The 26466-nt window shown below is 68.2% G+C and carries 23 protein-coding genes and 1 other RNA gene; 9 read left to right on the top strand and 15 right to left on the bottom strand.

The genetic code is table 11. From position 1 onward, the window contains the following. Positions 1-3: 3 nt before the first annotated feature. From ABIC50_RS23790 to ffs, 10 genes are all read right to left on the bottom strand, one after another. Positions 4-780: a 3'-5' exonuclease gene (locus ABIC50_RS23790; protein ID WP_006755578.1), complete on the bottom strand. Its 777-nt coding sequence runs from the start codon at positions 778-780 to the stop codon at positions 4-6. 3 nt (positions 781-783) lie between these two features. Then, on the bottom strand, positions 784-1869 hold the full coding sequence (rpoS, locus tag ABIC50_RS23785) for an RNA polymerase sigma factor RpoS (RefSeq protein WP_011657027.1): 1086 nt from the start codon (positions 1867-1869) through the stop codon (positions 784-786). Between the two features lie 11 nt (positions 1870-1880). After that, a complete protein-coding gene (locus tag ABIC50_RS23780; RefSeq protein ID WP_354167167.1) occupies positions 1881-2768 on the bottom strand; it encodes a peptidoglycan DD-metalloendopeptidase family protein in 888 nt (295 codons plus the stop codon). Between the two features lie 5 nt (positions 2769-2773). Further along, positions 2774-3706 carry a protein-L-isoaspartate(D-aspartate) O-methyltransferase gene (locus tag ABIC50_RS23775; protein WP_011657029.1) on the bottom strand — a complete coding sequence of 311 codons (933 nt, stop codon included), beginning with the start codon at positions 3704-3706 and terminating at the stop codon, positions 2774-2776. Further along, the gene (surE, locus tag ABIC50_RS23770) at positions 3703-4464 is read right to left on the bottom strand and encodes a 5'/3'-nucleotidase SurE (protein WP_011657030.1); all 762 of its coding nucleotides are present in this window, start codon (positions 4462-4464) and stop codon (positions 3703-3705) included. Before surE ends, ABIC50_RS23775 begins: the two co-directional genes overlap by 4 nt. Positions 4465-4675: 211 nt before the next feature. After that, positions 4676-5881 (bottom strand): CaiB/BaiF CoA transferase family protein, encoded by a 1206-nt coding sequence (locus ABIC50_RS23765; protein WP_354167164.1) that lies wholly within the window; start codon positions 5879-5881, stop codon positions 4676-4678. A gap of 48 nt (positions 5882-5929) precedes the next feature. Continuing rightward, positions 5930-6526: a recombination mediator RecR gene (recR, locus tag ABIC50_RS23760; protein ID WP_006755697.1), complete on the bottom strand. Its 597-nt coding sequence runs from the start codon at positions 6524-6526 to the stop codon at positions 5930-5932. Between the two features lie 40 nt (positions 6527-6566). Beyond that, entirely contained in the window at positions 6567-6893 is a 327-nt protein-coding gene (locus ABIC50_RS23755) for a YbaB/EbfC family nucleoid-associated protein (RefSeq protein ID WP_006755698.1), read from the bottom strand. A 94-nt stretch (positions 6894-6987) separates the two neighbouring features. Continuing rightward, positions 6988-9456, bottom strand: a complete 2469-nt coding sequence (locus ABIC50_RS23750) for a DNA polymerase III subunit gamma/tau (RefSeq protein WP_354167161.1) — start codon at positions 9454-9456, stop codon at positions 6988-6990. A gap of 128 nt (positions 9457-9584) precedes the next feature. Beyond that, positions 9585-9683, bottom strand: an RNA gene (gene ffs, locus ABIC50_RS23745) — signal recognition particle sRNA small type. Between the two features lie 402 nt (positions 9684-10085). Here ffs and trxA point away from each other — a divergent pair. The 8 genes from trxA to ABIC50_RS23705 all read left to right on the top strand — a co-directional run bounded on the left by trxA (position 10086) and on the right by ABIC50_RS23705 (position 18672). Continuing rightward, positions 10086-10412: a thioredoxin TrxA gene (trxA, locus tag ABIC50_RS23740; RefSeq protein WP_006402348.1), complete on the top strand. Its 327-nt coding sequence runs from the start codon at positions 10086-10088 to the stop codon at positions 10410-10412. A 195-nt stretch (positions 10413-10607) separates the two neighbouring features. Beyond that, on the top strand, positions 10608-11870 hold the full coding sequence (gene rho / locus ABIC50_RS23735; protein ID WP_006753675.1) for a transcription termination factor Rho: 1263 nt from the start codon (positions 10608-10610) through the stop codon (positions 11868-11870). Positions 11871-11995: 125 nt separating this feature from the next. Continuing rightward, positions 11996-12496 (top strand): MerR family transcriptional regulator, encoded by a 501-nt coding sequence (locus ABIC50_RS23730; RefSeq protein ID WP_175664811.1) that lies wholly within the window; start codon positions 11996-11998, stop codon positions 12494-12496. After that, entirely contained in the window at positions 12493-14049 is a 1557-nt protein-coding gene (locus ABIC50_RS23725; protein WP_354167158.1) for an MFS transporter, read from the top strand. Before ABIC50_RS23730 ends, ABIC50_RS23725 begins: the two co-directional genes overlap by 4 nt. A gap of 38 nt (positions 14050-14087) precedes the next feature. After that, the gene (locus tag ABIC50_RS23720) at positions 14088-14918 is read left to right on the top strand and encodes a M90 family metallopeptidase (RefSeq protein ID WP_354167155.1); all 831 of its coding nucleotides are present in this window, start codon (positions 14088-14090) and stop codon (positions 14916-14918) included. A 158-nt stretch (positions 14919-15076) separates the two neighbouring features. Continuing rightward, a complete protein-coding gene (locus tag ABIC50_RS23715; protein WP_006761151.1) occupies positions 15077-15340 on the top strand; it encodes a type B 50S ribosomal protein L31 in 264 nt (87 codons plus the stop codon). Positions 15341-15556: 216 nt separating this feature from the next. Continuing rightward, entirely contained in the window at positions 15557-17314 is a 1758-nt protein-coding gene (locus ABIC50_RS23710) for an ArnT family glycosyltransferase (RefSeq protein WP_354167153.1), read from the top strand. 2 nt (positions 17315-17316) lie between these two features. Further along, the gene (locus tag ABIC50_RS23705; protein WP_354167150.1) at positions 17317-18672 is read left to right on the top strand and encodes an MATE family efflux transporter; all 1356 of its coding nucleotides are present in this window, start codon (positions 17317-17319) and stop codon (positions 18670-18672) included. A 24-nt stretch (positions 18673-18696) separates the two neighbouring features. On the opposite strand, the gene lipA is transcribed toward ABIC50_RS23705, so the two are convergent. The 5 genes from lipA to ABIC50_RS23680 all read right to left on the bottom strand — a co-directional run bounded on the left by lipA (position 18697) and on the right by ABIC50_RS23680 (position 23997). After that, entirely contained in the window at positions 18697-19662 is a 966-nt protein-coding gene (gene lipA, locus ABIC50_RS23700; RefSeq protein ID WP_354167147.1) for a lipoyl synthase, read from the bottom strand. Positions 19663-19664: 2 nt separating this feature from the next. Then, the gene (locus ABIC50_RS23695; protein ID WP_354167144.1) at positions 19665-20780 is read right to left on the bottom strand and encodes an acetoin dehydrogenase dihydrolipoyllysine-residue acetyltransferase subunit; all 1116 of its coding nucleotides are present in this window, start codon (positions 20778-20780) and stop codon (positions 19665-19667) included. A 4-nt stretch (positions 20781-20784) separates the two neighbouring features. Further along, positions 20785-21789, bottom strand: coding sequence for an alpha-ketoacid dehydrogenase subunit beta (locus ABIC50_RS23690; RefSeq protein ID WP_126227995.1), 1005 nt, complete (start codon positions 21787-21789; stop codon positions 20785-20787). A gap of 67 nt (positions 21790-21856) precedes the next feature. Then, on the bottom strand, positions 21857-22840 hold the full coding sequence (locus ABIC50_RS23685) for a thiamine pyrophosphate-dependent dehydrogenase E1 component subunit alpha (protein WP_011657041.1): 984 nt from the start codon (positions 22838-22840) through the stop codon (positions 21857-21859). Between the two features lie 98 nt (positions 22841-22938). Further along, positions 22939-23997 carry an ATP-NAD kinase family protein gene (locus tag ABIC50_RS23680; protein ID WP_354167141.1) on the bottom strand — a complete coding sequence of 353 codons (1059 nt, stop codon included), beginning with the start codon at positions 23995-23997 and terminating at the stop codon, positions 22939-22941. Positions 23998-24520: 523 nt separating this feature from the next. Here ABIC50_RS23680 and ABIC50_RS23675 point away from each other — a divergent pair. Beyond that, positions 24521-26452, top strand: coding sequence for a sigma-54-dependent Fis family transcriptional regulator (locus ABIC50_RS23675; protein ID WP_354167138.1), 1932 nt, complete (start codon positions 24521-24523; stop codon positions 26450-26452). Positions 26453-26466: the final 14 nt, after the last annotated feature.

Genomic DNA, 26466 nt, shown 5'->3' with positions numbered 1-26466 from the left:
GCGTCACGCGTCGAAGCCGGCCAGGTATTCGGCCCAATGCGACGCAGGCTCCTGCGCCAGCGAATTCTTCACGAGCAGGATCTCGTCCGCATATTCGCTCGGCGTGAGGCCGCCGCGCATCAGCTGGAACCGGCAATACAGCAGGTAGGTGTTGACGACGTCGGTTTCGCAGTAGTTGCGGATTTCCTCGATCCGCCCGTCCTGGAACGCCGGCCATACCTGGCTGCCGTCCATCCCCAGCTTGCCCGGAAAGCCGCACAGCTTCGCGAGCGCGTCGAGCGGCGCGTTCGCGCGCGCCTGATACATCGCGAGCACGTCCATCAGATCGGTATGCCGCGAGTGATAGCGCGCGATGTAGTTGTTCCACTTGAATTCGCGGTCGTCCTCGCCCAGGTCCCAGTAGCGCGTCGCGGGAATCCCGTGCACGAGCGCACGGTAATGGAGCACCGGCAGGTCGAAGCCGCCGCCGTTCCACGACACGAGCTGCGGCGTGTATTTCTCGATCACGCGGTAGAACGACTGGATCAGCGTCGCCTCGTTGTCCTGGGGGGTGCCCAGCGAGCGCACACGGAAACCGTTGTTGTCGCGGAACACGCAGGAAATCGCCGCGATGCGCTGCAGGTGATGCGGCAGGAAGTCGCCGCCGGTCTTCTCGCGGCGCGCGGCGAACGCGTGTTCGGCCACCGCGGCATCGTCGAGCGTCGCGGGCAGATCTTCCAGACGGCGAATGCCGTCGACATCGGGAATGGTCTCGATGTCAAAAACGAGAATCGGAGTCATCAGTTACAGAACGGCGTCCTTGCGTACGCCATTGGAGGCAAAGAACCGCTTGAGGCGCACCAGCGCTTCCTGCTGGATCTGCCGCACGCGCTCGCGCGTAAGCCCCATCTCGTCCGCCAGCTCCTCGAGCGTGGCCGGTTCGATGTGGTTCAGGCCGAAGCGACGCTCGATCACGTGGCGGTGCTTGTCGGACAGCCGTGACAGCCACGCGCGCGTGAGCGTCTCGAGCTCGCGGTGCTGCACCTCGGCGTCGGGCGACTGGCTCTGGTCGTCGGGCAGCAGATCGAGCAGGCTGCTCGCGGGATCGAGGTCGAGCGGCGCGTCGAGCGATGCAGTGTGCTCGTTGAGCGCGAGGATGTCGGTGACTTCCTCGGCGGTCTTGCCGGTGAGATAGGCGATGTCGTCGATGCTGGCTTCGCGGCGCTCGGCCGCCTCGCCCGTCGACATCGAATTCTTTTCGAGGTGGCGCTTCGCGCGCAGCACCTGGTTCAGCTCGCGGATCACGTGCACGGGCAGGCGCACGGTGCGCGCCTGGTTCATGATCGCCCGCTCGATGCTCTGGCGGATCCACCACGTTGCATAGGTCGAGAAGCGAAAGCCGCGCGTCGGGTCGAATTTCTCGATCGCGTGCATCAGGCCGAGGTTGCCTTCCTCGATCAGGTCGAGCAGCGGCACGCCGCGGTTCAGGTAACCCTTCGCGATACTGACGACGAGACGCAGGTTGCGCTCGATCATCACCTGCCGCGCCTCGAATTCGCCGGCCTTCGCGAGACGCGAATAGCGCTGCTCCTCCTCGACGGTCAGGAGCGGCTTCACGCTGATGCGGTTCAGGTAATGCTGGATCGTGTCGGCCGTGAGCTCGGCCTGCAGCAATGCGCGGAAATCGTCGACGTCGGGCGCTGCTTCCGCACGGCCTTCGCGCTCGCCGTCGCCGTCCGCTTCGGCGTCGCTTGCCTCGAGATCACGTTCGTTTTCCGCGACGTCGTCTTCGTCGTCCTTCGAAGCGCCAGCTCGCCCCACCGATGCTTGCGTGGCACGACTGATCTTCTCAGACTCGGCTTGCGGCTCGTGGCGCTTCGATTTCGGCATGGTCGTCTCGGTTATTGAGGCGGCAAATACTTCAGCGGATCGACAGGTTTACCCTGCCGGCGAACCTCGAAATGCAGCATCACGCGGTCGGCATCGCTGTTACCCATCTCGGCGATCTTCTGCCCCTTCGTCACCGCGTCCCCCTCTTTTACCATCAAAGCGCGATTATGTGCATACGCCGTGAGGTAAGTTGCATCGTGTTTGATGATAATGAGGTTGCCGTAGCCACGCAGGCCATTGCCCGAGTAGACGACGCGGCCATCGGCCGCCGCCTTCACGGGTTCTCCCGACGTGCCGCCGATATTGACGCCCTTGTTCTTCGCGTCGTCGAAACCGTTCAGCAGCGGGCCGCGCACGGGCCACGCAAACGTCACGGGGCCGCTCGGCGCTGCTGCCGCATCGCTCGATGCGGAGGCTGCAGCCGGCGGCGTGACCGCGGACGACGACGCGCCTGCAGCCGGCGTCGCGGGACCGCTGCTGAGCGGCGCGGTCGCGACGGCGGTGCCGCCGATCGGCGCGGCAACCTGCGAGCCGGCAACCGCGGCGCCGCCCGGCGGCGCCACGCGCAGCAGTTGGTCGACTTCGATCTGGTTCGGGTTGGTCAGGTTGTTCCACGCGGCGATGTCGCGATAGTTCTGCCCGTTCTCGAGTGCGATCCGGTACAGCGTGTCACCCGGTTTCACACGGTAGAAGCCGGGCGGCGGCGGGCCGAGCGGCACCGCCGGCTGCGCGGCAGCGGTCGTGCCGAGCGTTCCGGAGCGGTCGACGACGGGCGCGTTGTCGAGGCGCGTCGCACAGGCGGCCAGTAGCGTGGAGAATGCAGCCACACAGATCGCGCGCTGGGCGAACGTGAGCGGTTCCCTGGTTCGGTTGTTTTGCATCGCGCGCAACATACTCATCGGTTTCAAATCACTCCGGATTTTAAAGGGACAAAGAAAACGCGATCAAGCCGGGACTCTCGCCATTGCGCGGGCGCGACGCGCTCGACCAGCGTGAGCACCTGGTGCTGCCCGCTCTGCGCGCCGACCGGCGCGACGAGCCGCCCGCCGATCGCGAGCTGCTCGAGCAGCGCCTGCGGCACGTCGAGGCCCGCCGCCGCGATCACGATCGCGTCGAACGGCGCCGCGGACGGCAGGCCGACACGCCCGTCGCCATAATGCAAACGGATGTTCGGCACGCGCAGCGGCCGCAGGTTCAGCTTCGCGCGCTCGTAGAGCGGCTTGATGCGTTCAATCGAATACACGTCGCGCGCGACGTGACTCAGCACCGCGGCCTGGTAGCCGCAACCGGTGCCGATCTCGAGCACGCGCTCGAGTGTGCGGCCGGCCATCGCGAGCTCGATCATGCGCGCGACGACCGACGGCTTTGAGATCGTTTGCTGGTGGCCGATCGGCAACGCGGCATCCTCGTAAGCCTGCGTCGCGAGCCCCGGATCCACGAACATGTGGCGCGGCACCGCGGCCATCGCATCCAGCACGCGCGCGTCGGTCACGCCGTTCGCGCGCAGGCGTTCGACCATGCGCTCGCGCACACGTTCCGAGGTCAGCGCGAACGCGCCGGCCGGCGCGATCGTCGGCGCGGCCGGTTTCGGCATCGCGGGCTTCAGCACGGTCGGTTTCGGTGCGGTCGCAGGCTTCGCGGCGGCCGTGCCGGGCAGCGCGCGAGCGGCGCCCGTCTTCGCCACCGGCTTGAGCACGGCGGCGGGCTTGTCGGCGGCCTTCGGCACCGCGCTCGCCGCATGGCGTTCGCCGGACCCGGACCGGACTTCCGATTTGCGTGGCGCTCGCTTGAGATCTTCGAGCGCGAGCGGGAACCGCTTCGCGCGCTCGCCGCTCATGAAGCCCGCCCGCCTGCGCGCGCCCATTCGCGCGTTGCAGGCAGCATTTGCGTATGCGTGAGATCGAGCTGTAGCGGCGTGATCGACACGAAACCGTTTGCGACGGCGTGGAAATCGGTCCCTTCGCTCGCGTCCAGCGCGGCACCCGCCGCACCGATCCAGTAGACCGGCTCGCCGCGCGGGTCGGTCTGGCGAATCACGGGCTGCGACGGGTGACGCTTGCCGAGGCGCGTGACCTTCCAGCCTCTCAGTTCGTCGTACGGCAGATTCGGAATATTGACGTTCAGCAGCGGCTGACCGGGTAGCGGATGCGCGAGGTAATGCTCGACGATTTCCGCGGCGACGCGCGCGGCGTCGGCCAGATGCGCCCAGCCCTTGTCGGCCAGCGAAAACGCGATGGCCGGCACGCCGAACATGATGCCTTCGGTGGCGGCCGCAACTGTCCCTGAATAGAGGGTGTCTTCGCCCATGTTCTGGCCGTTGTTGATCCCCGACACGACGAGGTCCGGACGCTCGTCGGCCATCCCCGTCAACGCGACGTGCACCGAGTCGGTCGGCGTGCCGTTCACGTAGAAGAAACCCGTATTCGTCGCGCGCTGCACCGACAGCGGCCGCGACAGCGTGAGGGAATTCGACGCGCCGCTGCAGTTCTGCTCGGGTGCGATCACGGTGAGGTCGGCCAACGGCCGCAGCGCGTCGCTGAGCGCGGCCAGACCGGGGGCGAGATAGCCGTCGTCGTTGCTGAGTAGGATTCGCATCCGGCGATTGTAACCGAGGAAAGATGGCGCGAGAGCGACAGTCCGGCGGCGTCTGACGGGCCCGCATGCAGCTCGCGCATGCGGTGCGCCGCCGCATTGCGCGGCGGCGTTCCACCCACTCGGGAAAACACTCGGCCGCCCGCAGTCATCGACCCGGAAGGAAGTCCCGTCCGGGAAACCCCGCGCGCTTCGCCGGCGCTGGGGACGACGCTCAGATCGCGCCGGCCTCGCGCAGCGCGGCGATCGCCTGCGCGTCGTAGCCGAGGCCGCGCAGCACCTCGTCCGTGTGCTCGCCGAGTTCGGGCCCGAGCCAGCGCGTTTCGCCCGGCGTGCCGGACAGCTTCGGCGTGATGTTCGGCAGCGGAATGTCGGTGCCGTCGGCGAGCTTGAAACGCTGGATCATCTGTCGCGCGACGAACTGCGGGTCGGTGAACATGTCGGCGGCGCTGTAGATGCGCCCGGCCGGCACGTCGGCCGCATTGAGCACGGCCAGCGCGTCGTCGATCGTGCGCGACGCGAGCCACGCGGCGATCGCGTCGTCGATTTCCTGCGTGCGCGGCACGCGTCCGTCGTTCCGCGCGAGTGCGGGATCGTCCGCGAGGTCGTCGCGCTCGATCGCCTTCATCAGCCGCTTGAAGATCGGGTCGCTGTTGCCGCCGATCACGATGCTGCCGTCGCGACACGCGTAGGTGTTCGACGGCACGATGCCCGGCAGCGACGCGCCGGTGCGCTCGCGCACCATCCCGTACACGCCGTATTCGGGCACCACGCTTTCCATCATGTTGAATACCGCTTCATACAGCGCAACGTCGACCACCTGCCCCGCGCCGCCGTTCACGTTGCGGTGGTGCAGCGCCATCAGCGCGCCGATCACGCCGTGCAGCGCGGCGATGGAGTCGCCGATCGAGATGCCGATGCGCGGCGGCGGCAGATCCGGATAGCCGGTGATGTGGCGCAATCCGCCCATCGATTCGGCGATCGCGCCGAAGCCGGGCCGGTCGCGGTATGGGCCCGTCTGCCCGTAGCCGGACAGGCGCACCATCACGAGACCGGGGTTGTCGGCCGACAGGATGTCGTAGCCGAGGCCGAGCTTCTCGAGCAGGCCCGGGCGAAAGTTTTCGACCACGATGTCGGCCTCGCGCGCGAGCTGCCGCGCGATCGCCTTGCCGGCATCGGATTTCAGGTTGAGGGTGACCGATTTCTTGTTGCGTGCCTGGACCGACCACCACAGCGACGTGCCGCCCTGCTCCGGATGCAGCTTGCGCCACTTGCGCAGCGGGTCGCCGCCGTTCGGATCCTCGATCTTGATCACTTCCGCGCCGAATTCGGCCAAGAGGCGCGACGCGAACGGCCCCGCGATCAGCGTCCCGAATTCGAGCACTTTGACGCCCGCGAGCGGGCCCTGACTGGTGCTCATGTGTCTCCCTGACATGAGGAACGGCGCCGCTCGCCGGCGGCGCCCGGCTTACATCGTGCGGCGGTCGAGCATCGCGCGGGCGATGGTGCCCGCGTCGACGTATTCGAGCTCGCCGCCGACCGGCACGCCGCGCGCGAGGCGCGTGACCGCGAGCCCGCGCGCCTTCAGCGTCTGGCCGAGGTAGTGCGCGGTGGCTTCGCCCTCGTTCGTGAAGTTGGTCGCGAGCACGACCTCCTTGACGACGCCGTCGGACGCGCGCCGCACGAGGCGGTCGAAATGGATTTCCTTCGGGCCGATCCCGTCGAGCGGGCTCAGCCGCCCCATCAGCACGAAATACAGCCCGCGGTACGTCATCGTCTGCTCGAGCATGATCTGGTCGGCCGGCGTCTCGACGACGCACAGCAGCGTCGGATCACGCTCGTCGTCGCTGCACACCTCGCAGATCTGCGCTTCCGTGAACGTGTTGCACTTCTCGCAGTGCTGCAGGTGCTCGGTCGCGAACAGCAGCGACCGGCCGAGCCGCTCCGCGCCCTCCCGATCGTGCTGCATCAGGTGGTACGCCATGCGCTGCGCGGATTTCGGCCCGACGCCGGGCAGGACACGCAGCGCCTCGACGAGCGCGGACAGGGCGGACGGCTGTTTCATACGGCGGCTGGAGGCTGAACGGGCTGAACGGACGCTGCGCTCAGAACGGCAGCTTGAAGCCCGGGGGCAGCGGCAGGCCCGACGTCATGCCGCTCATCTTCTCCTGCGACGTGGCTTCGGCCTTGCGGACGGCATCGTTGAATGCGGCCGCGACCAGATCCTCGAGCATGTCCTTGTCGTCCGCGAGCAGGCTCGGGTCGATCGCCACGCGACGCACTTCGTTGCGGCACGTCATCGTCACCTTGACGAGGCCGGCGCCCGACTGCCCTTCGACTTCGATCTGCGCAAGCTGCTCCTGCATCTTCTTCATGTTTTCCTGCATTTGCTGCGCTTGCTTCATCAGTCCGGCGAGGTTGCCTTTCAACATGGGAATACTCCTTCTTGATCGTGTGAAAACCGGCACGCGGCGCATGCCGGTCAATGTGTGCGGGCGTGATTGTGCCTGTCGCGGTGCGATTCGTTCAATGCAGCGTGGGCGGCGCGCCGTCCGGCGCAGAATCGGCGAGCGGCCGCACCGAGCCTTCGACGATACGCGCGCCGAAATCACGCACGAGCTGCTGGACGAACGGATCGCCGTGGATCTCCTGCTCGGCCTCGCGCTGGCGTGCCGCACGCGCGGCCGCATCGAGCGCTGCCGCGGTGCGCCGCGCGGGCCCGACCTCGACCGCGACCTCGACCGGCTTGCCGAGCGCGTCGGCCAGCGCGGCCTTCAGCTTCGCGACCTGGGCGGCGTCCGCATACTGCGGCACCGGCACGGACAGTTTCAACGTCGTCGCGTCGACGGCCGTCAGCTCGCTGTTGAACGCAAGCTGATACGCGACGCCCTTCAGCGGCAACCGTGCGGCCAGCGCCGGCCATTCGCCGTCGAAGCCGATCGAATCGAGCGCGATCGCGGGCGGCAGCGGGCGCGTGTCGACCGGTGCGGACGGACGGGCCTCCGCCGGCTTCGGCGCAATGCGCACGTCGTCGGGGCCGCTGTCGAATACCGGGACGAAGCCGTCGTCGGCCCCACCGCCGAACATCTCGTCGGCGCTGAGCGGCACGTATTCGTCCGGCGGAATGTCTTCCCACGGCGGCGGCGCCTGGCGCGTGTCGGCTGCCTGCGGTGCGCGAGCTGCCGCACGCGGCGTCGGCACCTGCACGGCGGGACGCGACGGCGCCGGTTTGTCGGCGGCCGGCTGGGCCGCGGCCGATTTCGGCGCGGCGTCCGCCCGCGAGCGGTCGGATGACACGCGCATGCCGGCATTGCGCAGCACGTCGAGTGCGGCGGCTGCGCCACCCCGGGCCGACGGGCGCGCGGCAGGTGCTGCAGGCGCGGCCGGCGTGGGACGCGGCGCCGGCTCGGCAGGCGCGGCAGGTTCGTCGATGCGCTTGGCGGCGGCAGGCGCCGCAGGTTCGTCGACGCGCTTGGCGACAGCAGGCGCCGCAGGTTCGTCGACGCGCTTGGCGGCGGCAGGCGGTTCAGGTTCGTTGCGCACGGCCGGCGGCGAATCGCTCACCGGTGCCACCTGAGGTGCCCGGTTCGCTTCCGGCTGCGGTGCGGCCGGCGCTTCGGTCGCAGTCGCAGCCGCTGCCGGCGTCGCGACAGGATTCACGGCCGACGAAGTCACTGCATCGCCGGACTGGACCGGCGACGGACGCGCAGCGGGCGCGACCGGAGCGGCAGCCTGCGGGCGTACGGCCTCCGCGGCGGCGGCCGGTGCGGCTGCCGCTGGCGGCTTGGGTGCCGATATCGATGGCGACTTGGGCGCCGCAGCCGACACAGCGGCAGCGGTCGCACGCGGCGCGGGCGCGGGTACGGCACGCGGCACGGCCGGCTGGCCACCCGGCGCACTGCCGGCGCCGACGGCCGGCTCGAACGCGAGCATCCGCAGCAGCGTCATCGTGAAGCCGGCGTATTCGTCCGGCGCGAGGCCGAGCTCCGCGCGCCCGACCGTCGCGATCTGATAGAACAGCTGAACCTGCTCGGGGCTCAGCGCGTCCGCGAAGCGACGCAAGTCGGCCGCTTCCGGCCATTCGTCGAGCACCGAGCCCGGCGCGAACTGCGCCCATGCGATCCGGTGCAGCAGGCTCGCGAGATCCTGCAGCGCGGTGGAAAACGACAGGCTGCGCAGCGACATCTCGTCGGCGATCGCGAGGATCTCCGGCCCGTTGCCGGCCGCGAGCGCATCGAGCAGGCGCACCATGTAGGTCTGGTCGAGCGCGCCGAGCATGCCGGACACCGCCGCTTCGGTCACTTCGTTCGCCGAATAGGCGATCGCCTGGTCGGTCAGCGACAGCGCATCGCGCATGCTGCCCTGCGCGGCGCGCGCGAGCAGACGCAGCGCCTGCAGCTCGAACGAAATCTGCTCTTCGCCGAGGATCCGCTCGAGATGCGACACGATGTGCCCGGCCGGCATCTGCTTCAGGTTGAACTGCAGGCAGCGCGACAGCACGGTGACGGGAATCTTCTGCGGGTCGGTCGTCGCGAGAATGAACTTGACGTGTGGCGGCGGCTCCTCGAGCGTCTTCAGCATCGCGTTGAACGCGTGGTTCGTCAGCATGTGCACTTCGTCGATCATGTAGACCTTGAAGCGCGCATCGACGGGCGCGTACACCGCGCGCTCGAGCAGCGCGGCCATCTCGTCGACGCCGCGGTTGCTCGCCGCGTCCATCTCGACGTAATCGACGAAGCGACCTTCGTCGATCTCGCGGCACGCGCGGCACACGCCGCACGGCTGCGACGTGACGCCGGTTTCACAATTGAGCGCCTTCGCGAAGATCCGCGACAGCGTCGTCTTGCCGACGCCGCGGGTTCCGGTAAACAGATAGGCGTGATGGAGACGCCCGCCGTCGAGCGCGTGCGTGAGCGCCCTGACGACGTGCTCCTGGCCGACGAGCGAAGCGAAATCCTTCGGACGCCACTTGCGTGCGAGAACTTGATAGGTCATCGGGAAATTGTATCAGTAACGCTGCGTCCCGCCGACACGCGAAACGGTGCGGAGAACGGGCAAGGCGCAGGAAAAAACGGAGAATGACGCAGAAATAAAAAACGCCCAACGAACGGGGCGAGAGGAAAGGTGACGAGCCCAACCCTCGGCACTGGCAGAAAACGATTGTGGCTGCTTCGTTCCCGACCTGACCAGGTTCACCGCCCCACCATGCGAGGAGGCCCGTCACGGCATATTCTATCACCGCTTCCGGTCGAATGCGACCGTTTGTTCGCAACAATGCGAGGGATCGAGCAAACCGGCGCGCGCATGGGCGCATGAAGCCGGGGCGCGACGCACCCAATAACCGCGGCTCTTGTATTTTGCATGCCGGCCTCCACCTTCGGAACACAACGGTCGAACGGCGCGTCGTACCCCTACTCGCGTAGCGGCTACTATCGCCGCCCGCAGCAGATAGCAATTTAGGCTAATATGACGCCCGAACGACCCGCGAGCCGCGCCATGCAGCGCCTGCGCCCTTCCTTCCGGAGAGCGGAGTGACCTGCCGCAGCGGCCGGCAGCCGAAAGGCCGCCGGAGCGCCGCAACGCGCCAAGCAGGCAGTCCCCGAACCGTAAGAGGTATTGACCCAATGAGCGAACAGATCAAACACATCAGCGACGCATCGTTCGAACAGGACGTCGTCAAATCCGACAAGCCCGTGCTCGTCGACTTCTGGGCCGAATGGTGCGGCCCGTGCAAGATGATCGCCCCCATCCTCGACGAAGTCGCGAAGGACTACGGCGACAAGCTGCAGATCGCAAAGATCAATGTCGACGACAACCAGGCGACGCCCGCGAAGTTCGGCGTGCGCGGCATCCCGACGCTGATCCTGTTCAAGAACGGCGCGGCCGCCGCGCAGAAGGTCGGCGCGCTGTCGAAGTCGCAGCTCACCGCATTCCTGGACAGCCACCTGTAATACGGGCCGTTCCTCGGACGTGTTGTCAACCGACAACACGTCCGCCGCCAAGCCGCCGATCGGCCGCTCAGGCACGAATCAGCGTATGCTAGAATCAAAAAACGTCTACAAGACGCATTAAGTCTCAGAGCGCCTCCGCTCGCCCCTCCTCCCTTATTTCTTTTCGTCGCTTCTCCTCCCTGGCGGGTTCTCCGTATGCATTTATCCGAGCTCAAGTCTCTGCACGTGTCCGAACTGATCGAAATGGCCAACGGCCTGGAGATCGAAAACGCGAACCGCCTGCGCAAGCAGGAGCTGATGTTCGCCATTCTCAAAAAGCGCGCCAAGACGGGAGAGACGATCTTCGGCGACGGCACGCTCGAAGTACTCCCGGACGGCTTCGGCTTCCTGCGCTCGCCGGAAATGTCGTACCTCGCGAGCACCGACGACATCTATATCAGCCCGTCGCAGATTCGCCGCTTCAACCTGCACACCGGCGACACGATCGAAGGTGAAGTCCGCACGCCGAAGGACGGCGAGCGCTACTTCGCGCTGGTGAAGGTCGACAAAGTCAACGGGCAGCCGCCCGAGGCCTCGAAACACAAGATCATGTTCGAGAACCTCACGCCGCTGCACCCGAACAAGCCGCTGGCGCTCGAACGCGAGATGCGCGGCGAAGAGAACGTCACGGGCCGCATCATCGACATGATCGCGCCGATCGGCAAGGGCCAGCGCGGCCTGCTCGTCGCGTCGCCGAAGTCCGGCAAGACCGTGATGCTCCAGCACATCGCACACGCGATCAAGCAGAACCACCCGGACGTCGTCCTGTTCGTGCTGCTGATCGACGAGCGCCCCGAAGAAGTGACCGAAATGCAGCGCTCGGTCGCCGGCGAAGTCATCGCATCGACGTTCGACGAACCGGCCACGCGTCACGTGCAGGTCGCCGAAATGGTGATCGAGAAGGCCAAGCGCCTCGTCGAAATGAAGCATGACGTCGTGATTCTGCTCGACTCGATCACGCGTCTCGCACGCGCTTACAACACCGTGATCCCGGCGTCGGGCAAGGTGCTGACGGGCGGTGTCGACGCGAACGCACTGCAGCGTCCGAAGCGCTTCTTCGGCGCGGCGCGCAACATCGAGGAAGGCGGCTCGCTGACGATCATCGGCACCGCGCTGATCGAAACCGGCAGCCGCATGGACGACGTGATCTACGAAGAGTTCAAGGGCACCGGCAACATGGAAGTGCACCTCGAGCGCCGCCTCGCGGAAAAGCGCGTCTATCCGTCGATCAACCTGAACAAGTCGGGCACGCGTCGCGAAGAAATGCTGATCAAGCCCGAGATCCTTCAAAAGATCTGGGTGCTGCGCAAGTTCATCCATGACATGGACGAAGTCGAGGCCATGGAATTCCTGCTCGACAAGATCCGTCAAACGAAGAGCAACTCCGAGTTCTTCGACCTGATGCGCCGCGGCGGCTGATCGCCCTCGCCCGCACGAACGGCCGCCCGCGCTTTTGCCCGGCGGCCGTTTTTTCGACCCAACCTGTACGTGAACGTACAGGTTGAACTATAATCGCGCCATCGCCCCGACCGATGCCCGCCCCCATGCCGAACGATGCCTCCGCCCCGCTGCTGACCGTGAGCGACGCCGCGTCGCGGCTCGGCGTCACGCCGCGCACGCTGAAGTATTACGAGGAGCGCGGACTCGTCACGCCGTCGCGCAGCGGCGGTCGCTATCGCCTTTACGATGAGGCCGATCTCGAGCGCTTCGGCCGCATCCTGCGGCTGCGCGCGCTCGGCTTTTCGCTGCACGGCATCACCGAGATGCTCAAGCGTCCGCTCGAAGAAACGGGCGACGGCCGGCGCCGCTATTCGGACGCGTCGCTGCGCGACATCCGCACGGGCCTCGCCGAGCAGATCGACACGCTCGACCAGCGGATCGCGGCCGTCCAGCGCGAACTGAAGGAAGCCGTCGCGCTGCGCAAGGAACTGCAGCACGACATCGACTACATCGAGCGACGGCTCGCGGGCGAAAATCCCGACGCGCTGATCGCGCAGCGGCAGGCCGAAGCCCGCACGCGCCGCGCGCGCAAGGGCCGGGAATGAACGTCGCGCGCGGTCGCCCGCCACTGTGGAGCCGCGCGAACCTGCGCGCGGATCTCTTCCCATGGGCGCTCGCGCTCGTCACCGGCATCGACTACTTCGACAACGCAGTCTTCTCGTTCTTCGCGAGCTACATCGCAGGCGGCATCAACGCGTCGCCCGACGAACTCGTGTGGTCATCCAGCGCCTATGCGGTTACGGCCGTGCTCGGCATCCTGCAGCAGCAATGGTGGGTCGACCGGCTCGGACATCGCCGCTACGTCGCCGGCTGCATGCTGATGTTCTCGTTCGGCGCGATCGCGGCGGCATTCGCCGACACGTCGCTCGAGCTCGCGTTCGCGCGCGGCTTCCAAGGCTACTTCATCGGTCCGATGATGGGTGCGTGCCGGATCCTGATCCAGATCAGCTTCAAGCCGCAGGCGCGGCCGCCCGCCACGCGCGCGTTCCTGATCATGATCCTGCTCGGCAGCGCGCTCGCGCCGATCATCGGCGGGCTGCTCGTCGCGCATTCGACGTGGCGCGCGCTGTTCGCGTGCACGGCGCCCGCGGGGATCGCATTCGCGATCCTCGCCCTCCTCACGCTGCCCGATTCGGGCAGGACGCCCGACGACGTGCGCGGCTCCGGGCATTTCTGGCCGTACATCGTGTTCGCGCTCGCGCAAGGCGCGCTGCAGATCGTGCTGCAGCAGGTGCACTACCAGCTCTACAGCGGCTCGCCGATGCTGATCATGCTGACGTTCGTCGGTGTGGCCGCGCTCGCGTGGTTCGCCTATCACCAGTGGCACCATCCGACGCCCCTCGTGCGGCTGCATGCGTTTCGCGAGCGCACGTTCCAGGTCGGATTGCTGCTGTACATGTTCTATTACTACGAGTCGACCGGCTTCAGCTACCTGACCTCCCGCCTGCTCGAAGGCGGGCTCGGCTATCCGGTCGAGAACGCCGGGCGCCTGGTCGGCACGATGTCGCTGATCTCGGCGACCGCGCTGTTCGCGTACCTGCGCTATGCGAAGCACGTCACGCACAAGAAATGGTTCGTGGTGCCGGGTTTCGCGATCGCGATCGCCGCCGCGCTGTGGATGACGCGGATGACGCCACAAGTTGGCGAGGCCGCATTGATCGGCCCGCTGCTGCTGCGCGGGCTCTTGCTGCTGTTCATCGTGCTGCCGGTCGCGAACCTGACGTTCCGTATCTTCGCGATCGACGAATACACGCACGGCTACCGGCTGAAGAACATCGTGCGGCAACTGACGATCTCGTTCGCTACGTCGTCGGTGATCATCGTCGAGCAGCACCGGCTGGCCGTGCATCAGACGCGGCTCGTCGAGCGCGCGAACGTGTTCGATCCACTGTTCCAGCAGACCGTCGACGCGCTCGCGCGCAGCTATGCGGCAGCCGGCCATGCGCTGAACGACGCGCACGCCCTCGCGATCGCGTCGGTCGCGCGGATGGTCGCGCAACAGGCGTCGTTCCTCGCGTCGCTCGACGGTTTCTATTTCCTCGCGGGCGTCGCGCTCGTCGGCGGCCTCTTCGCGGCATGGCAAAAAGAGATCGATTGAGTTAAAAGACAGGCTTTGGATCTTCCCGCGCTGCCTCCATGCTTTCGAAACTGACCCGCTGGTTCGACGACCGCCGCCGCGACCGCGCGCTGCGCAGCCATCCGATTGCCGATGCGTTGTGGCAGGACACCGTGGCGCGCCTGCCGTTTCTCGACGCGCTCCCGCCCGGCGACCTCAGCCGGCTGCGCGAGCTCACGAGCCTGTTCATCGCGAAGAAGTCGTTTTCGACCGCGCACGGGCTCGAGCTGACCGACGAGATGATCGTCGCGATCGCCGCGCAGGCGTGCCTGCCCGTGCTGAATCTGGATTTGTCGCTGTACGACGGCTGGGTCGGCGTCGTCGTGTATCCAGGCGAATTCGTGATCCGCAAGACCGTGCAGGACGAGGACGGCGTCGTCCATGAAGTCGAGCAGGACGCGAGCGGCGAGGCGTGGGAAGGCGGCCCGGTGATCCTGTCGTGGGAGGACGCGCAGATGACGGACGGCCGCGACGCGTACAACGTCGTGATCCACGAGTTCGCGCACAAGATCGACATGGTCAACGGCGAGGCCGACGGCTATCCGCCCCTTTTTCGCCGCTGGCACGCGCCGCACCTCGACGCGCAGGCCTGGGCCGACGTGTTCGAGCATGCGTACGACCAGTTCTGCGCACGCGTCGACGCGGTGCCGGACCGTGCGTGGGCGAGTTTCGAGCGGGAATCGCTGATCGATCCGTATGCGGCCGACCACCCGTCGGAATTCTTCGCGGTGTGCAGCGAAGCGCTGTTCGTGCGGCCGCGGGCGTTCGAGTCCGAATTTCCGGAGCTGTACCGGCTGCTCGCGCGTTACTACCGGCAGGATCCGGCTCGCACGGGCGCCCTCGGCGCGTGATGAAAATTATTCGTCAACCATCTGATTTTCTGGCATAATCGCCGTTTTTCGACCTTAGGCAAGTGGCTCGCGCCGGGCTTGGCGTCGTCTGGCAGCGCAATTTTGCGTTCCGACACGGCAAGCGGCGGGTTGGCTACCGCTCTCACCAAGGAAAGACCATGAAAGAAGGCATCCACCCGAACTACCGCGAAGTCGTCTTCCAAGACATGTCGAACGGCTTCAAGTTCATCACGCGCTCGACGATCCAGACGCGTGAAAACATCGAACTCGACGGCAAGACCTACCCGCTCGCCAAGATCGAAGTGTCGTCGGAATCGCACTCGTTCTACACCGGCCAGCAAAAGATCATGGACACGGCAGGCCGTGTCGAGAAGTTCAAGAACAAGTTCGGCGCACGCGCCAGCGGCAAACTCGCGAAGTAAGCTTCGCGCCGCATCCGGTGGTTGCAACGCACCGGTATCGCACAAAAGGGCAGCCCAGGCTGCCCTTTTTTGTCTCTGCTCGCCCGGCAACGGCCGGCCGGCGCCCCGAGGAACCCCCTGACGCGCAACACCCGGCACGTCTACAATGCCGGATGCTAGAAACCGGCTCGACCGCGCGCGCCCGCGCCGGCCGCCCATAACAAAACGCTCATCTGCATGAAGCCTGTCGTCCGTCTCACCGCCTCCGCCACGCGTGCGCTGCCGCGCTGGCTGCTGCTTACGCTCTGCCTCGTCTACGCGGCGTTCGGCCTGTTCGGCCGGGACCCGTGGAAGAACGAAGACGCGGCGGGCTTCGGCGTGATGTGGACGATGGCCACCGGCAGCTGGCACGACTGGCTGCTGCCGAACCTGGTCGGAAAGTTCATCACCACCGACGGGCCGCTCGGCTACTGGCTCGGCGCGCTGTCGATCCGCGCGCTGGCGCCGTGGGTCGACGCGAGCAACGCGTCGCGCGTCGACACGGGCGTGCTGTTCTGCGTCGCGTGCGCGTTCGTCTGGTACGCCGCCTACCTGCTCGGCCGGCGCGCCGAGGTTCAGCCGTTCAAGTACGCATTCGGCGGCGAGCCGGAGCCGCGCGACTACGGCCGCACGCTCGCCGACGGCGCGCTGCTGATCCTGGTCGCATGCTTCGGGCTCGCGGAGCGCGGCCACGAAACGACGCCGCAGGTCGCGCAGTTCGCGTGGATCGCGATGCTCGTGTACGGCATCGTGCGCGGCATCGACAAGCCGATGCAGGGCGCGCTGTGGTGGGGTATCGCGATGGGCCTCGTCGCCCTGTCCGGCAACCCGGTGCTCGTGGTCGCGCTGCTCGCCGGCACGGCCGCGCTGTGGCTCATCACGCCGGAGATGCGCAACCTGCGCCTGCCGCTGATCGGCGTGCCGCTCGCGGCCGCGATCTCCGCGCTGTGGCCGCTCGCCGCCTTCAACGCGGCGCCCGACGACGCCGCGTGGTTCTTCAACCAGTGGATCCACGGCAGCCTGATGCGCTTCTCGGGCCCGCCGACCGCGGTGCTCGGCTATGCGGCGAAGAACCTGCCGCTCTTCACGTGGCCCGCGTGGCCGCTCGCGATCTGGGCCTGGTGGAGCTGGGCCGGCATGCGCCGCCGCGCGCACATCGCGATTCCGCTGTCGGTCGTCGTGCCGCTCGTCGCGCTCGTGATCCTGCAGAGCCAGCAGTCGAACCGCATGTACATGCTGCTGCTGCCGCCGCTCGCGGTGCTCGCCACCTTCGCGCTGCCCACGCTCAAACGCGGCGCGATCAACGCGATCGACTGGTTCGCGGTGCTGAGCTTCACGATCCTCGGCACCTTCGTGTGGCTCGTGTGGCTCGCGTCGCTCACCGGCTTCCCGCATCCGCTCGCGCGCAACCTCGCGCGCCTCGTGCCGGGCTACGAGCCGCACTTCAAGATCCTGTCGTTCATCTGCGCGGTGATCGTCACCGTGTGCTGGTGCCTGCTCGCGCGCTGGCGCATCTCGCGCCAGCCGAAGGTGCTGTGGCGCAGCGTCGTGCTGTCGAGCGCGGGCACCACGCTGATGTGGGTGCTGCTGATGACGCTGTGGCTGCCGATCGTCAACTACGGCCGGACCTACAGCGACGTCGCGCAGCAGATCGCGTCGCATCTGCCGAAGGACTACGCGTGCATCTCGCCGGTGCGGCTCGGTGATGCGCAGATCGCGACCTTCGCGTACTTCGGCGACATGCACTTCGAATTCTCGGGCGAGTGCGACGTGATCCTGCGCCAGGACCGCGCGGACTTCGGCGAGCCGAGCGCGATGTCGCAATACGTGTGGCGTCTCGTGTGGGAAGGCCGCCGCGTGGCCGACCGCGACGAGCGCTTCCGTCTGTACGAACGCATCGAGCGGCCGACGACGCCCGTCAAGCGCCGTGGCCCGCGCCGCCGGACGGTCGATTGACGATGTTCGCCGACATCCGCCGGATCGTCGGTCTCGCATGGCCGGTGCTCGTCGGCCAGCTCGCGATCATCGCGTTCGGCGTGATCGACACGGCGATGGTCGGCCGCTACTCGGCCATCGACCTGGCTGCGCTCGGGCTCGGTTCGTCGATCTACGTGTCGATCTACATCGGGATGACGGGCATTCTGTCCGCGCTGCAGCCGATCACCGGGCAGCTGTATGGCGCCCGGCGCTACGCCGAGATCGGCGAGGAAGTCCGCCAGGCGCTGTGGCTCGCGCTGATGCTCGCGGTGCCCGGCTTCCTGCTGCTGCATTTTCCCGAACCGCTGCTGCACATCGCCCACGCGCCGCCCGCGCTGCACGAGCGCACTGTCGATTACCTGCGCATCCTGTCTTACGGGCTGCCGGCCAGCCTCGTGTTCCGGATCTACAACGCGCTGACCAACGCGGCCGGCAAGCCGCGCCTCGCGATGATCCTGCAGATCGGCGCGCTGCTGCTCAAGTTTCCGCTCAACGTGTGGTTCATCTTCGGCGGGTTCGGCGTGCCGGCTCTCGGCGGCCCCGGTTGCGGGCTCGCCAGCACGCTGATCAACTGGGCGCTCGCGCTGATCGGCTTCACGCTGCTCGCGAAGCTCGACGTGTTCACGCCGCTCGCGATCTTCTCGCGCTTTTGCTGGCCCGTCTGGGTGCGCCAGAAGGCGATTCTCAAGCTCGGCGTGCCGATGGGCCTGTCGTACCTGATCGAGGTCACGTCGTTCACGTGCATGGCGCTCTTCATCGCACAGTTCGGTACGACGACGCTCGCCGGCCACCAGATCGCCGGCAACATCAGCGCGGTGCTGTACATGACGCCGCTGTCGATCGGCGTCGCGGCATCGACGCTCGTCGCGCGCGCACTCGGTGCCGGCCGTCCGGACGAGGCGCGCCTGCTCGGCCGGCACAGCGTGATGCTCTCGTGCGGGATCGCGGCCGCGTATGGCGTACTCGTGTTCACGCTGCGCCCGCTGATCGTCAGCGGCTACACGCCGAACCCAGCCGTCGTGGCCGCCGCGCTGCCGCTGGTCGCGATCGTCACCTGCTATCACTTCTTCGATGCGCTGCAGATCACGTCGGCATTCGTGCTGCGCGCGTACAAGGTCGCGGTCGTGCCGACCGTGATCTATGCGGTCGCGCTGTGGGGCGTCGGGCTGGGCGGCGGCTACGTGCTCGGCTTCGACATCGGCGGCATCGCGCCGGCATGGCTGACCGGCGCGCGCGGTTTCTGGTTCGCGAACACGATCAGCCTGATGCTCGCCGGTGCGGGACTCGCCCTCTACCTGCGCCGCGTCAGCCGCGCGGCGCTGTCCGTCGGCGCCTGACCCGCTGCTCGGGGCCTACTCGGCCTACGCGTCCTCCAGCACGTCGGCCGCGTGATACGACGACCGCACGAGCGGGCCGGCCACGACTTCCCTGAAACCGAGCGCCAGCCCCTCGACGCGCCACGCGGCGAACGCGTCGTGGCTCACGTAGCGCCGCACCGGCAGATGGTGCGCGGACGGTGCGAGATACTGGCCAAGCGTCAATACGTCGACCTCGTGCGCACGCAGGTCACGCAGCGTGTCGCGCACCTCGTCGTCGCGCTCGCCGAGCCCGAGCATCAATCCCGATTTCGTCACGAGCGTCGGCCGCGCGGCCTTCGCCCGCGCGAGCAGTTCGAGCGAGCCGCGATAGTCGGCGCCCGGCCGCGCCGCCCGGTACAGCGACGGCACCGTCTCGATGTTGTGATTGAACACGTCCGGCCACGCCGACGACAACGCGTCGAGCGCACGGGGAACGCGGCCCCGGAAATCGGGCGTCAGCACCTCGACGCCGATGCCCGGCACGCTCGCGCGCACCGCCGCGATGCAGGCCGCAAAATGCGCGGCGCCGCCGTCGCGCAGATCGTCGCGATCAACCGACGTGATCACGACGTAGCGCAGCCCGAGCGCCGCGACCGCGGCCGCGAGCCGCGCGGGTTCGCCGGGATCGAGCGGTTCGGGACGGCCGTGCGCGACATCGCAGAACGGGCAGCGCCGCGTGCACAGCCCGCCCATGATCATGAAGGTCGCGGTGCGCTGCGCGAAGCATTCGCCGATGTTCGGGCACATTGCCTCCTCGCACACGGAATGCAGCCGATGATCGCGCAGCACGGCCGCCATGTCGGCGACCGCCTCGCTCATCATCGGCCGCGCCCGCAGCCACGGCGGCTTCGGCAGCGCCGCGCCGGCCGCGGGCTCGACGCGCACCGGAATGCGCGCGAGCTTGTCGCGGCTCCTCGCGCCCGGCTGGCCGAGCGCGGTGAGGCTGGGTCGTTCGAGCGCGGCGGCCATCGTCAGTCTCCGAGAAACGCGACGATCAGGCGGTTCACGTCGGCAGCCGCCTCCATCTGCACCATGTGACCGCTGCCCGCGATCACCTCGGCCCGCACGCCGTCCGGCAAGCCCTGCGCATGCTGCGCGGGAATCACCTCGTCGCGCTCGCCCCAGATCACGAGCGTGCGCGGCGCGAGCGACGCGACGCGGTCGCGGAACACGCGCCGCTGGGCCGCGCCGTCGAACGCGGCGTTCGCGATCTTCTCCAGCGCGGCCTGCACGCCTTCGAGCCGCTTGTACTTGACGAGGTCCTCGACCAGTTGCCGCGTGACGAGCGCGTGGTCCGCGAACAGCGCACCGAGGTGCGGCTTCAGCGTATTGCGGCTGTTGCCGGCGACGAAGCCGTCGATGTAGTCGCGGTTGATGTCGGCGCCGAGCCCGGCGCTCGCAATCAGCGTCAGCGACGCCACGCGTTGCGGCGCACGCTCGGCCGCCGCCATCGCGACCGCGCCGCCCATCGAATGGCCGATCAGGTGCGCGCGGTCGATATGCTGTGCGTCGAGCAGCGCGAGCACCGCATCGGCCAGTTCGTCGAGGCTGCCGGTCTCGACCGCCTTGGCCGACTCGCCGTGGCCGGGCAGATCGAGCGCCCACACGGGCCGGTGCGCGGCGAGCTCCGCATGGTTGAACAACCAGTTGTTCAGGTCGCCGCCGAAGCCGTGGATCAGCACCGCAGGCGTGCCCGTGCCGTCGCCCAGCTTCAGGAACCGGATCGTGCGCCCGCCGATCTGCGCCTTCTCGGGCTGCGGGCCGCCGGCGTCGTCGGCGGCCGCGCTCGGCGTGAAATCGCGCTGGAATTCGGCGATCGCCGCATCGATGTCGGCGTCGCTCGCGTCGGCCGCCGCCACCACGCCGAGCAGCGCACCGACCGGCAGCGTCTCGCCCTCCTGCGCGACCTGCCGGCGCAGCGTGCCGTCGAACGCGCACTCGACACCCGACGAGATCTTGTCGGTCTCGACGTCGAGCACTTCGTCGCCCTTCGTCACGCGCTCGCCGATTGACTTCAGCCAGCCGTTGACCTGCCCCTGCTCCATCGACAGCCCCCACTTGGGCATCGTGATCATGTGAATCGACATCGTGTCAGCTCCTCGTCTTCAGTACCGCCTGCGCGATCGCATCGGCGGACGGGATATACAGGTCTTCCAGCACGCCGGCGAACGGCGTGGGCGTGTGCGGCGCGGTCACGAGCTCGATCGGCGCCTTGAGCGTCCGGAACGCGCGCTGTGCGACGAGCGCGGCGATGTCGGTCGCGATCGAGCAGCGCGGGTTCGCCTCGTCGACGACCACCACCCGGCCGGTGCGCGCCGCGCTTTCCAGGATCGTTTCCTCGTCGAGCGGCGACGTCGTGCGCAGGTCGATCACGTCGACGTGGATGCCGTCCTTCGCGAGCTTCGCGGCCGCGTCGGTCGCGAGATGCACCATCCGGCCGTACGTGACGATCGTCGCGTCGTCGCCTTCGCGCACGACGCTCGCCTCGCCGAACGGAATCGCATAGGATTCCTCAGGTACGTCGCCTTCCCGCGTGTAGAGCAGCTTGTGTTCGAGGAAGATCACGGGATCGTCGTCGCGGATCGCCTGGATCAGCAGCCCCTTCGCGTCATACGGCGTCGCCGGGCACACGACCTTCAGCCCCGGAATGTGCGTAAACAGCGACGTGAGCATCTGCGAATGCTGCGCGGCCGCGCGCAGACCGGCACCGTACATCGCGCGGATCACGACCGGCGTCACGGCCTTGCCGCCGAACATGTAGCGGAATTTCGCGGCCTGGTTGAAGATCTGGTCGAAGCACACGCCCATGAAATCGATGAACATCAGCTCCGCGACGGGCCTCATCCCGCATGCTGCCGCACCGACCGCCGCGCCGATGTAGCCGCCCTCCGACAGCGGCGTGTCGAGCACGCGCCCCGGAAACTTGTGGAATAGCCCCTTCGTCACGCCGAGCACGCCGCCCCACGCGTCGTCCTCGCCCGGCGCGCCCGCGCCGCCTGCATTGTCCTCGCCCATCACGATCACGCTGTCGTCGCGCGCCATTTCCTGCGCGAGCGCCTCGTTGATCGCCTGCGAATAAGTAATCTTCCTTGCCATGTCTGTCTCCTGGGATATTCGGTTCGCCGTGCCGGCTGCCAGCTGGGACTGCCGTGTCACATCGCATTCACGGGTACGACACGTACACGTCGGCCAGCAGGTCGGCCGCATCGGGCAGCGGCGCGGCCTTCGCCTGCGCAACCGCGTCGTCGATCAGCGTCTTCACCTGGGCATCGACGGCACGCAGCTCGTCGGTCGTCAGCGCTTCGGCGCGCACGACGCGCGTTTCGAAATGCTTCAGGCAGTCCTTCTCGTCGCGCAGCTTCTGCACTTCGCCCGGCGCGCGATAGGTCTGCGCATCGCCTTCGAAGTGGCCGAAGTAGCGCGTGAACTTCACCTCGACGAGCGTCGGGCCGCCGCCGCTTCGCGCGCGTGCGACCGCTTCGCCAAGCGCCTCGTGCACCGCGAAGAAGTCGAAGCCGTCGACGATCACGCCGGGCATTCCGAAACCGTTCGCGCGATCGGCGATGTTGTCGGTCGCGACCGACCAGCTCGACGCCGTCGCTTCCGCGTAGCCGTTGTTTTCGGCCACGAAGATCGCCGGCAGCCGCCACACCGACGCGAGGTTCATCGATTCGAAGATCACGCCCTGGTTCGACGCGCCGTCGCCGAAGAAGCACACGCCGACCCCGCCGGTCTTCTTGTGCTTGGCGGCGAGCGCCGCGCCGCACACGAGCGGGCCGCCCGCGCCGACGATCCCGTTCGCGCCGAGCATCCCCATCGACAGGTCGGCGATGTGCATCGAGCCGCCCTTGCCGCGGCAAACGCCCGTCTTCTTGCCGTAGATCTCGGCCATCATCCCGTGCACGTCGACGCCTTTCGCGATGCAGTGGCCGTGCCCGCGGTGCGTGGTCGCGACGTAGTCCTCGAGACCGAGGTGCAGCATCGTGCCGACCGCGGATGCCTCTTCGCCCGCATACAGGTGGACGAAGCCGGGGATTTCGCCGGTCGCGAACTCGACGTGCAGACGTTCCTCGAATTCGCGGATCGTGCGCATCAGCCGGTAGGCGTCCAGCAGCTTGTCCCTGCTGAGCTGTGTCGAAACGGTCATGTGTGTCTCCTGGTAGGTCTGACTGCGAATGCCGCCGCGGCAACGCCCCGGCGACGGATTGCACGGCCTGCGGCCGTCGGTGAAACGTGAAACTGCCGTCAGTCGCGCCACGCGCCGGCGGCGCGCAATACCTGACGCGACGACGCGTAGCGCAGCGTGCGGCCCACATCGACGGTGAGCGGCCCGCGCCAGTCGAGCGCGATCTCGTAGCGATCGCCGCGCGCGACCTCGAGCTCGCGCTCGCCGTCGAACGCGAGCGTGCCGCGCTCGAACGGGATCGTCTGCCACGCACCCTGTTCGAGCCGCTCGCAGCTGCGCATCACGACGCGATCGACACGGCCGGGGGCGATCGGCGCGACGAGCGGCGTGCCGGCCGCGTTGCCGTCGGCGGCGAAGCGCATCGCGAGCCCGTGCGGCGCGCTGCGCTCCAGCGGCGCCCACGCGCCGCCAAGCGCGGACAGGCCGATGCCGTCCGGCTCCGCGAAGGTCAGGTACAGGGTGTCGATGTCGTCGGGCCCCGAGATCGCCCGCGCGCCGATGAAGCGCTGGCGTGCCGCGCACACGTCGACGAGCGCGATCTCCTCGCGCCCCGCGTTCGCGCCCGCCACGCCGCGCACGACGAGCCGCTTGTTGCGCACGAACGCGATCTCGGCCGGCACGGCGCCGGTCGCGGCGAGTCCTGCCGCGATGCCCGCGACGGTCGCCTCGCGATGTTCGGGAAACGCGTTGTTGGTGCCGGTGGACAGCGCGACGAGCGGTGTCGCGCCGCAGTGCGCGGCGACCGCGCGATGGGTACCGTCGCCGCCGAGCACGACGATCAGCGCGACTTCCCTCCGGCGCATGTAGGCCGCGCCGGCGTGCGTGTCGGCAACCGTGTCGGAGATCGGCAGGTCGATGAATTCGACGTCGGGCCAGCGTTCGTGCGGCGCGAGCGCGCGATGCGTGTCGAGCGCCCGCATCAGCAGCGACGCGATGCCCGTCTTGTCGCGCAGGGTCAGCACGCGCTCGACACCCATCGCGCCGAGGCCGGCAAGCAGGCGCACGACCATGTTGGCTTTTTCCGCGGTCGGGAACACGGATGCATGCGTCGTCAGACGGCGAATGTCGCGCCCCGATGCGGGGTTCGCGATCACGCCGACGGTCACGGGCGTCGTCACGGGCTTGTCTCCATCCAGTGGACCGGCGCTCGCGCACCGGCCTTCATGTGTCGTCCGCCGTCATCGAGGGCGGCGGATCGTCGTCGCCGACGCGATCGCGCCGGTGTTGCCCGTCCTATCTGCAAGCGGCGTGCCATCGCGTGTGCAATGTCCCCGAAACCCTTGTGGAGACTGGCTCCGGGGGGCGCGCACGTCACCGACACCTGCGGCCGGCCGGCGCGAAGCGGAGCGAAACAGGCCGCGCGTCTCACGTGGTGTATCTGTCGACACGGCGGCTTCGGCGCCGTGATCGTCATTGCCGTTTGACCTGCAACGCACGCGCATCGCGGCGTTGCACGCATCGCCGCGCTCCCGACCACCGTGTTGCCGTGTGTGTCTACGCGTCTCAACTGCGCGAGACGGGCTGAGATGCCGGTGAGACGAACGTCTCAGGTCGCGCGCGTGCTGCGATGCAATGTGATCCGCCGCCGCGGATGTGCTACAAGAGCATCGAAATCCCCGCCGTACGGAACCGGAGCCGACCATGCCCTATGCCGTCCCCCAGGCCCAGCACGCCGACCGTGTGCTCGGCGCGCTCGCCGGGCGCCTGCCCGCGCCGGCCGATTCCGCGCGTCTCGTGTCGTCGTGGCAGCGCTCGCTCGAGCGCTACGCGCTCGACCCCGCTTCGTCGATCGGCCCGCGCGTGCTGACCGCGGCCGAGTTGCGCGAGGTGCGCGACAAGGAGGAGGCGTTCCTGCGCGCCTCGGGCCAGTGCCTGACGCGCCTGCACGAGATGATTCGGGTCGCCGACTATTGCGTGATGCTGACCGACGCGCATGGCGTGACGATCGACTACCGGATCGACCGCGAGCGCCGCAACGACTTTCGCCATGCGGGGCTGCACATCGGCTCGTGCTGGTCGGAAAGCGAGGAAGGCACGTGCGGCGTCGCGAGCGTGCTGACCGATCTCGCGCCGATCACCGTGCACAAGACCGACCACTTCCGCGCGGCGTTCACCACGCTCACCTGCAGCGCGGCCCCGATCTTCTCGCCGGGCGGCGAACTGATCGGCGTGCTCGATGCGTCGGCCGTCCAGTCGCCCGACGGCCGCGACAGCCAGCGGCTCGTGTATCAGCTCGTGCGCCAGAGCGCGGCGCTGATCGAGGACGGCTATTTCGTGCACAGCACCGCGCAGCACTGGATATTGTTCGGGCATCCGAACCGTCACTACGTCGAGGCGCAGCCCGAATGGCTGATCGCGTTCGACGAATGCGGCAATATCGTCGCCGCGAACCGGCACGCGCGCGACGCGCTGCCGGCGCTGCGCGAACCGCGCCATATCGACGAGATCTTCGATGCGACCGAGATGCCGCTGCGCGACGCCGCGCGGCTCGATGCGATCGTCGCGCTGCGGCTGCGCGCGACCGGCGCGCCGCTCTATGCGCGACTGCGTGCCCCGCTACGGCGTGCGGGCCGCGAAACCGGCACGGCACGGGCCGCCCCGGCCTCCCGCCGACCCGGCACCGCGCAGCGCCACGTCGGCGCGCTGACGCCGTTCCTGCACAGCAGCGACGCGCGCGTCGCGCAGCAGGCCGAACTCGCGCTGCGGGTTGCGAGCAAGCGGCTGCCGATACTCGTGCTCGGCGAAACCGGCGCGGGAAAGGAAGTGTTCGCCCGCGCGATCCACGACGCCGGCGCGCGGCGTGCGCGGCCGTTCGTCGCGGTCAACTGCGGCGCGCTGCCCGAGGCACTGATCGAAAGCGAGCTGTTCGGCTATGCGGCCGGTGCGTTCACCGGCGCGCGCAAGCACGGCGCGCGCGGCAAGATCGCGCTCGCCGACGGCGGCACGCTGTTCCTCGACGAAATCGGCGACATGCCGCTCACGCTGCAAACGCGCCTGCTGCGCGTGCTCGCCGACGGCGAGGTCGTGCCGCTCGGCAGCGACACGCCCGTGCGCGTCGATCTCGACGTGATCTGCGCGACCCACCGCGATCTCGCGCGGATGGTGGCCGACGGCACGTTCCGCGAGGACCTGTATTACCGGTTGAGCGGCGCGACGTTCGAGCTGCCGCCGCTGCGCGAGCGCGCGGACGTGGGCGACGTGATCGCCACCGTGTTCGCCGAGGAGGCGCAGGCGACCGGCCACGTGCTCACGCTCGACCCGACGCTCGCCGCGCAGCTCGCCGCGTATCCGTGGCCCGGCAACGTGCGCCAGCTGCGCAACGTGCTGCGCTATGCGTGCGCGGTATGCGACGCCGCGTGCGTGACGCGGCGCGACCTGCCGGCCGATCTCGCCGCGCAGCTGGGTGCCGGTCCGGCCGGCGCACTGCCGGACGACGAGCGCGGCCGCATCGTCGCGGCGCTCACCGCGCATCGCTGGCGGCCCGATGCGGCCGCGCAGGCGCTCGGCATCTCGCGCGCGACGCTGTACCGGCGAATCGCCAAGCACCGGATCGTCGCGCCGCACCGCATCTGATGACTGCGACGCAT

This window comes from Burkholderia sp. 567 (assembly GCF_040545115.1).
Taxonomy (GTDB): Bacteria; Pseudomonadota; Gammaproteobacteria; order Burkholderiales; family Burkholderiaceae; genus Burkholderia; species Burkholderia ambifaria.
Note: the sequence above shows the minus strand (reverse complement) of the source record. Positions and strands in the feature narration are given on the sequence as shown.

Bases quoted from the DNA above. Each gene is read 5' to 3' on its own strand.
- ABIC50_RS23790 (WP_006755578.1), bottom strand. From the start codon at position 780: ATGACTCCGATTCTCGTTTTTGACATCGAGACCATTCCCGATGTCGAC.
- rpoS (WP_011657027.1), bottom strand. From the start codon at position 1,869: ATGCCGAAATCGAAGCGCCACGAGCCGCAAGCCGAGTCTGAGAAGATC.
- ABIC50_RS23780 (WP_354167167.1), bottom strand. From the start codon at position 2,768: ATGAGTATGTTGCGCGCGATGCAAAACAACCGAACCAGGGAACCGCTC.
- ABIC50_RS23775 (WP_011657029.1), bottom strand. From the start codon at position 3,706: ATGAGCGGCGAGCGCGCGAAGCGGTTCCCGCTCGCGCTCGAAGATCTC.
- surE (WP_011657030.1), bottom strand. From the start codon at position 4,464: ATGCGAATCCTACTCAGCAACGACGACGGCTATCTCGCCCCCGGTCTG.
- ABIC50_RS23765 (WP_354167164.1), bottom strand. From the start codon at position 5,881: ATGAGCACCAGTCAGGGCCCGCTCGCGGGCGTCAAAGTGCTCGAATTC.
- recR (WP_006755697.1), bottom strand. From the start codon at position 6,526: ATGAAACAGCCGTCCGCCCTGTCCGCGCTCGTCGAGGCGCTGCGTGTC.
- ABIC50_RS23755 (WP_006755698.1), bottom strand. From the start codon at position 6,893: ATGTTGAAAGGCAACCTCGCCGGACTGATGAAGCAAGCGCAGCAAATG.
- ABIC50_RS23750 (WP_354167161.1), bottom strand. From the start codon at position 9,456: ATGACCTATCAAGTTCTCGCACGCAAGTGGCGTCCGAAGGATTTCGCT.
- trxA (WP_006402348.1), top strand. From the start codon at position 10,086: ATGAGCGAACAGATCAAACACATCAGCGACGCATCGTTCGAACAGGAC.
- rho (WP_006753675.1), top strand. From the start codon at position 10,608: ATGCATTTATCCGAGCTCAAGTCTCTGCACGTGTCCGAACTGATCGAA.
- ABIC50_RS23730 (WP_175664811.1), top strand. From the start codon at position 11,996: ATGCCGAACGATGCCTCCGCCCCGCTGCTGACCGTGAGCGACGCCGCG.
- ABIC50_RS23725 (WP_354167158.1), top strand. From the start codon at position 12,493: ATGAACGTCGCGCGCGGTCGCCCGCCACTGTGGAGCCGCGCGAACCTG.
- ABIC50_RS23720 (WP_354167155.1), top strand. From the start codon at position 14,088: ATGCTTTCGAAACTGACCCGCTGGTTCGACGACCGCCGCCGCGACCGC.
- ABIC50_RS23715 (WP_006761151.1), top strand. From the start codon at position 15,077: ATGAAAGAAGGCATCCACCCGAACTACCGCGAAGTCGTCTTCCAAGAC.
- ABIC50_RS23710 (WP_354167153.1), top strand. From the start codon at position 15,557: ATGAAGCCTGTCGTCCGTCTCACCGCCTCCGCCACGCGTGCGCTGCCG.
- ABIC50_RS23705 (WP_354167150.1), top strand. From the start codon at position 17,317: ATGTTCGCCGACATCCGCCGGATCGTCGGTCTCGCATGGCCGGTGCTC.
- lipA (WP_354167147.1), bottom strand. From the start codon at position 19,662: ATGGCCGCCGCGCTCGAACGACCCAGCCTCACCGCGCTCGGCCAGCCG.
- ABIC50_RS23695 (WP_354167144.1), bottom strand. From the start codon at position 20,780: ATGTCGATTCACATGATCACGATGCCCAAGTGGGGGCTGTCGATGGAG.
- ABIC50_RS23690 (WP_126227995.1), bottom strand. From the start codon at position 21,789: ATGGCAAGGAAGATTACTTATTCGCAGGCGATCAACGAGGCGCTCGCG.
- ABIC50_RS23685 (WP_011657041.1), bottom strand. From the start codon at position 22,840: ATGACCGTTTCGACACAGCTCAGCAGGGACAAGCTGCTGGACGCCTAC.
- ABIC50_RS23675 (WP_354167138.1), top strand. From the start codon at position 24,521: ATGCCCTATGCCGTCCCCCAGGCCCAGCACGCCGACCGTGTGCTCGGC.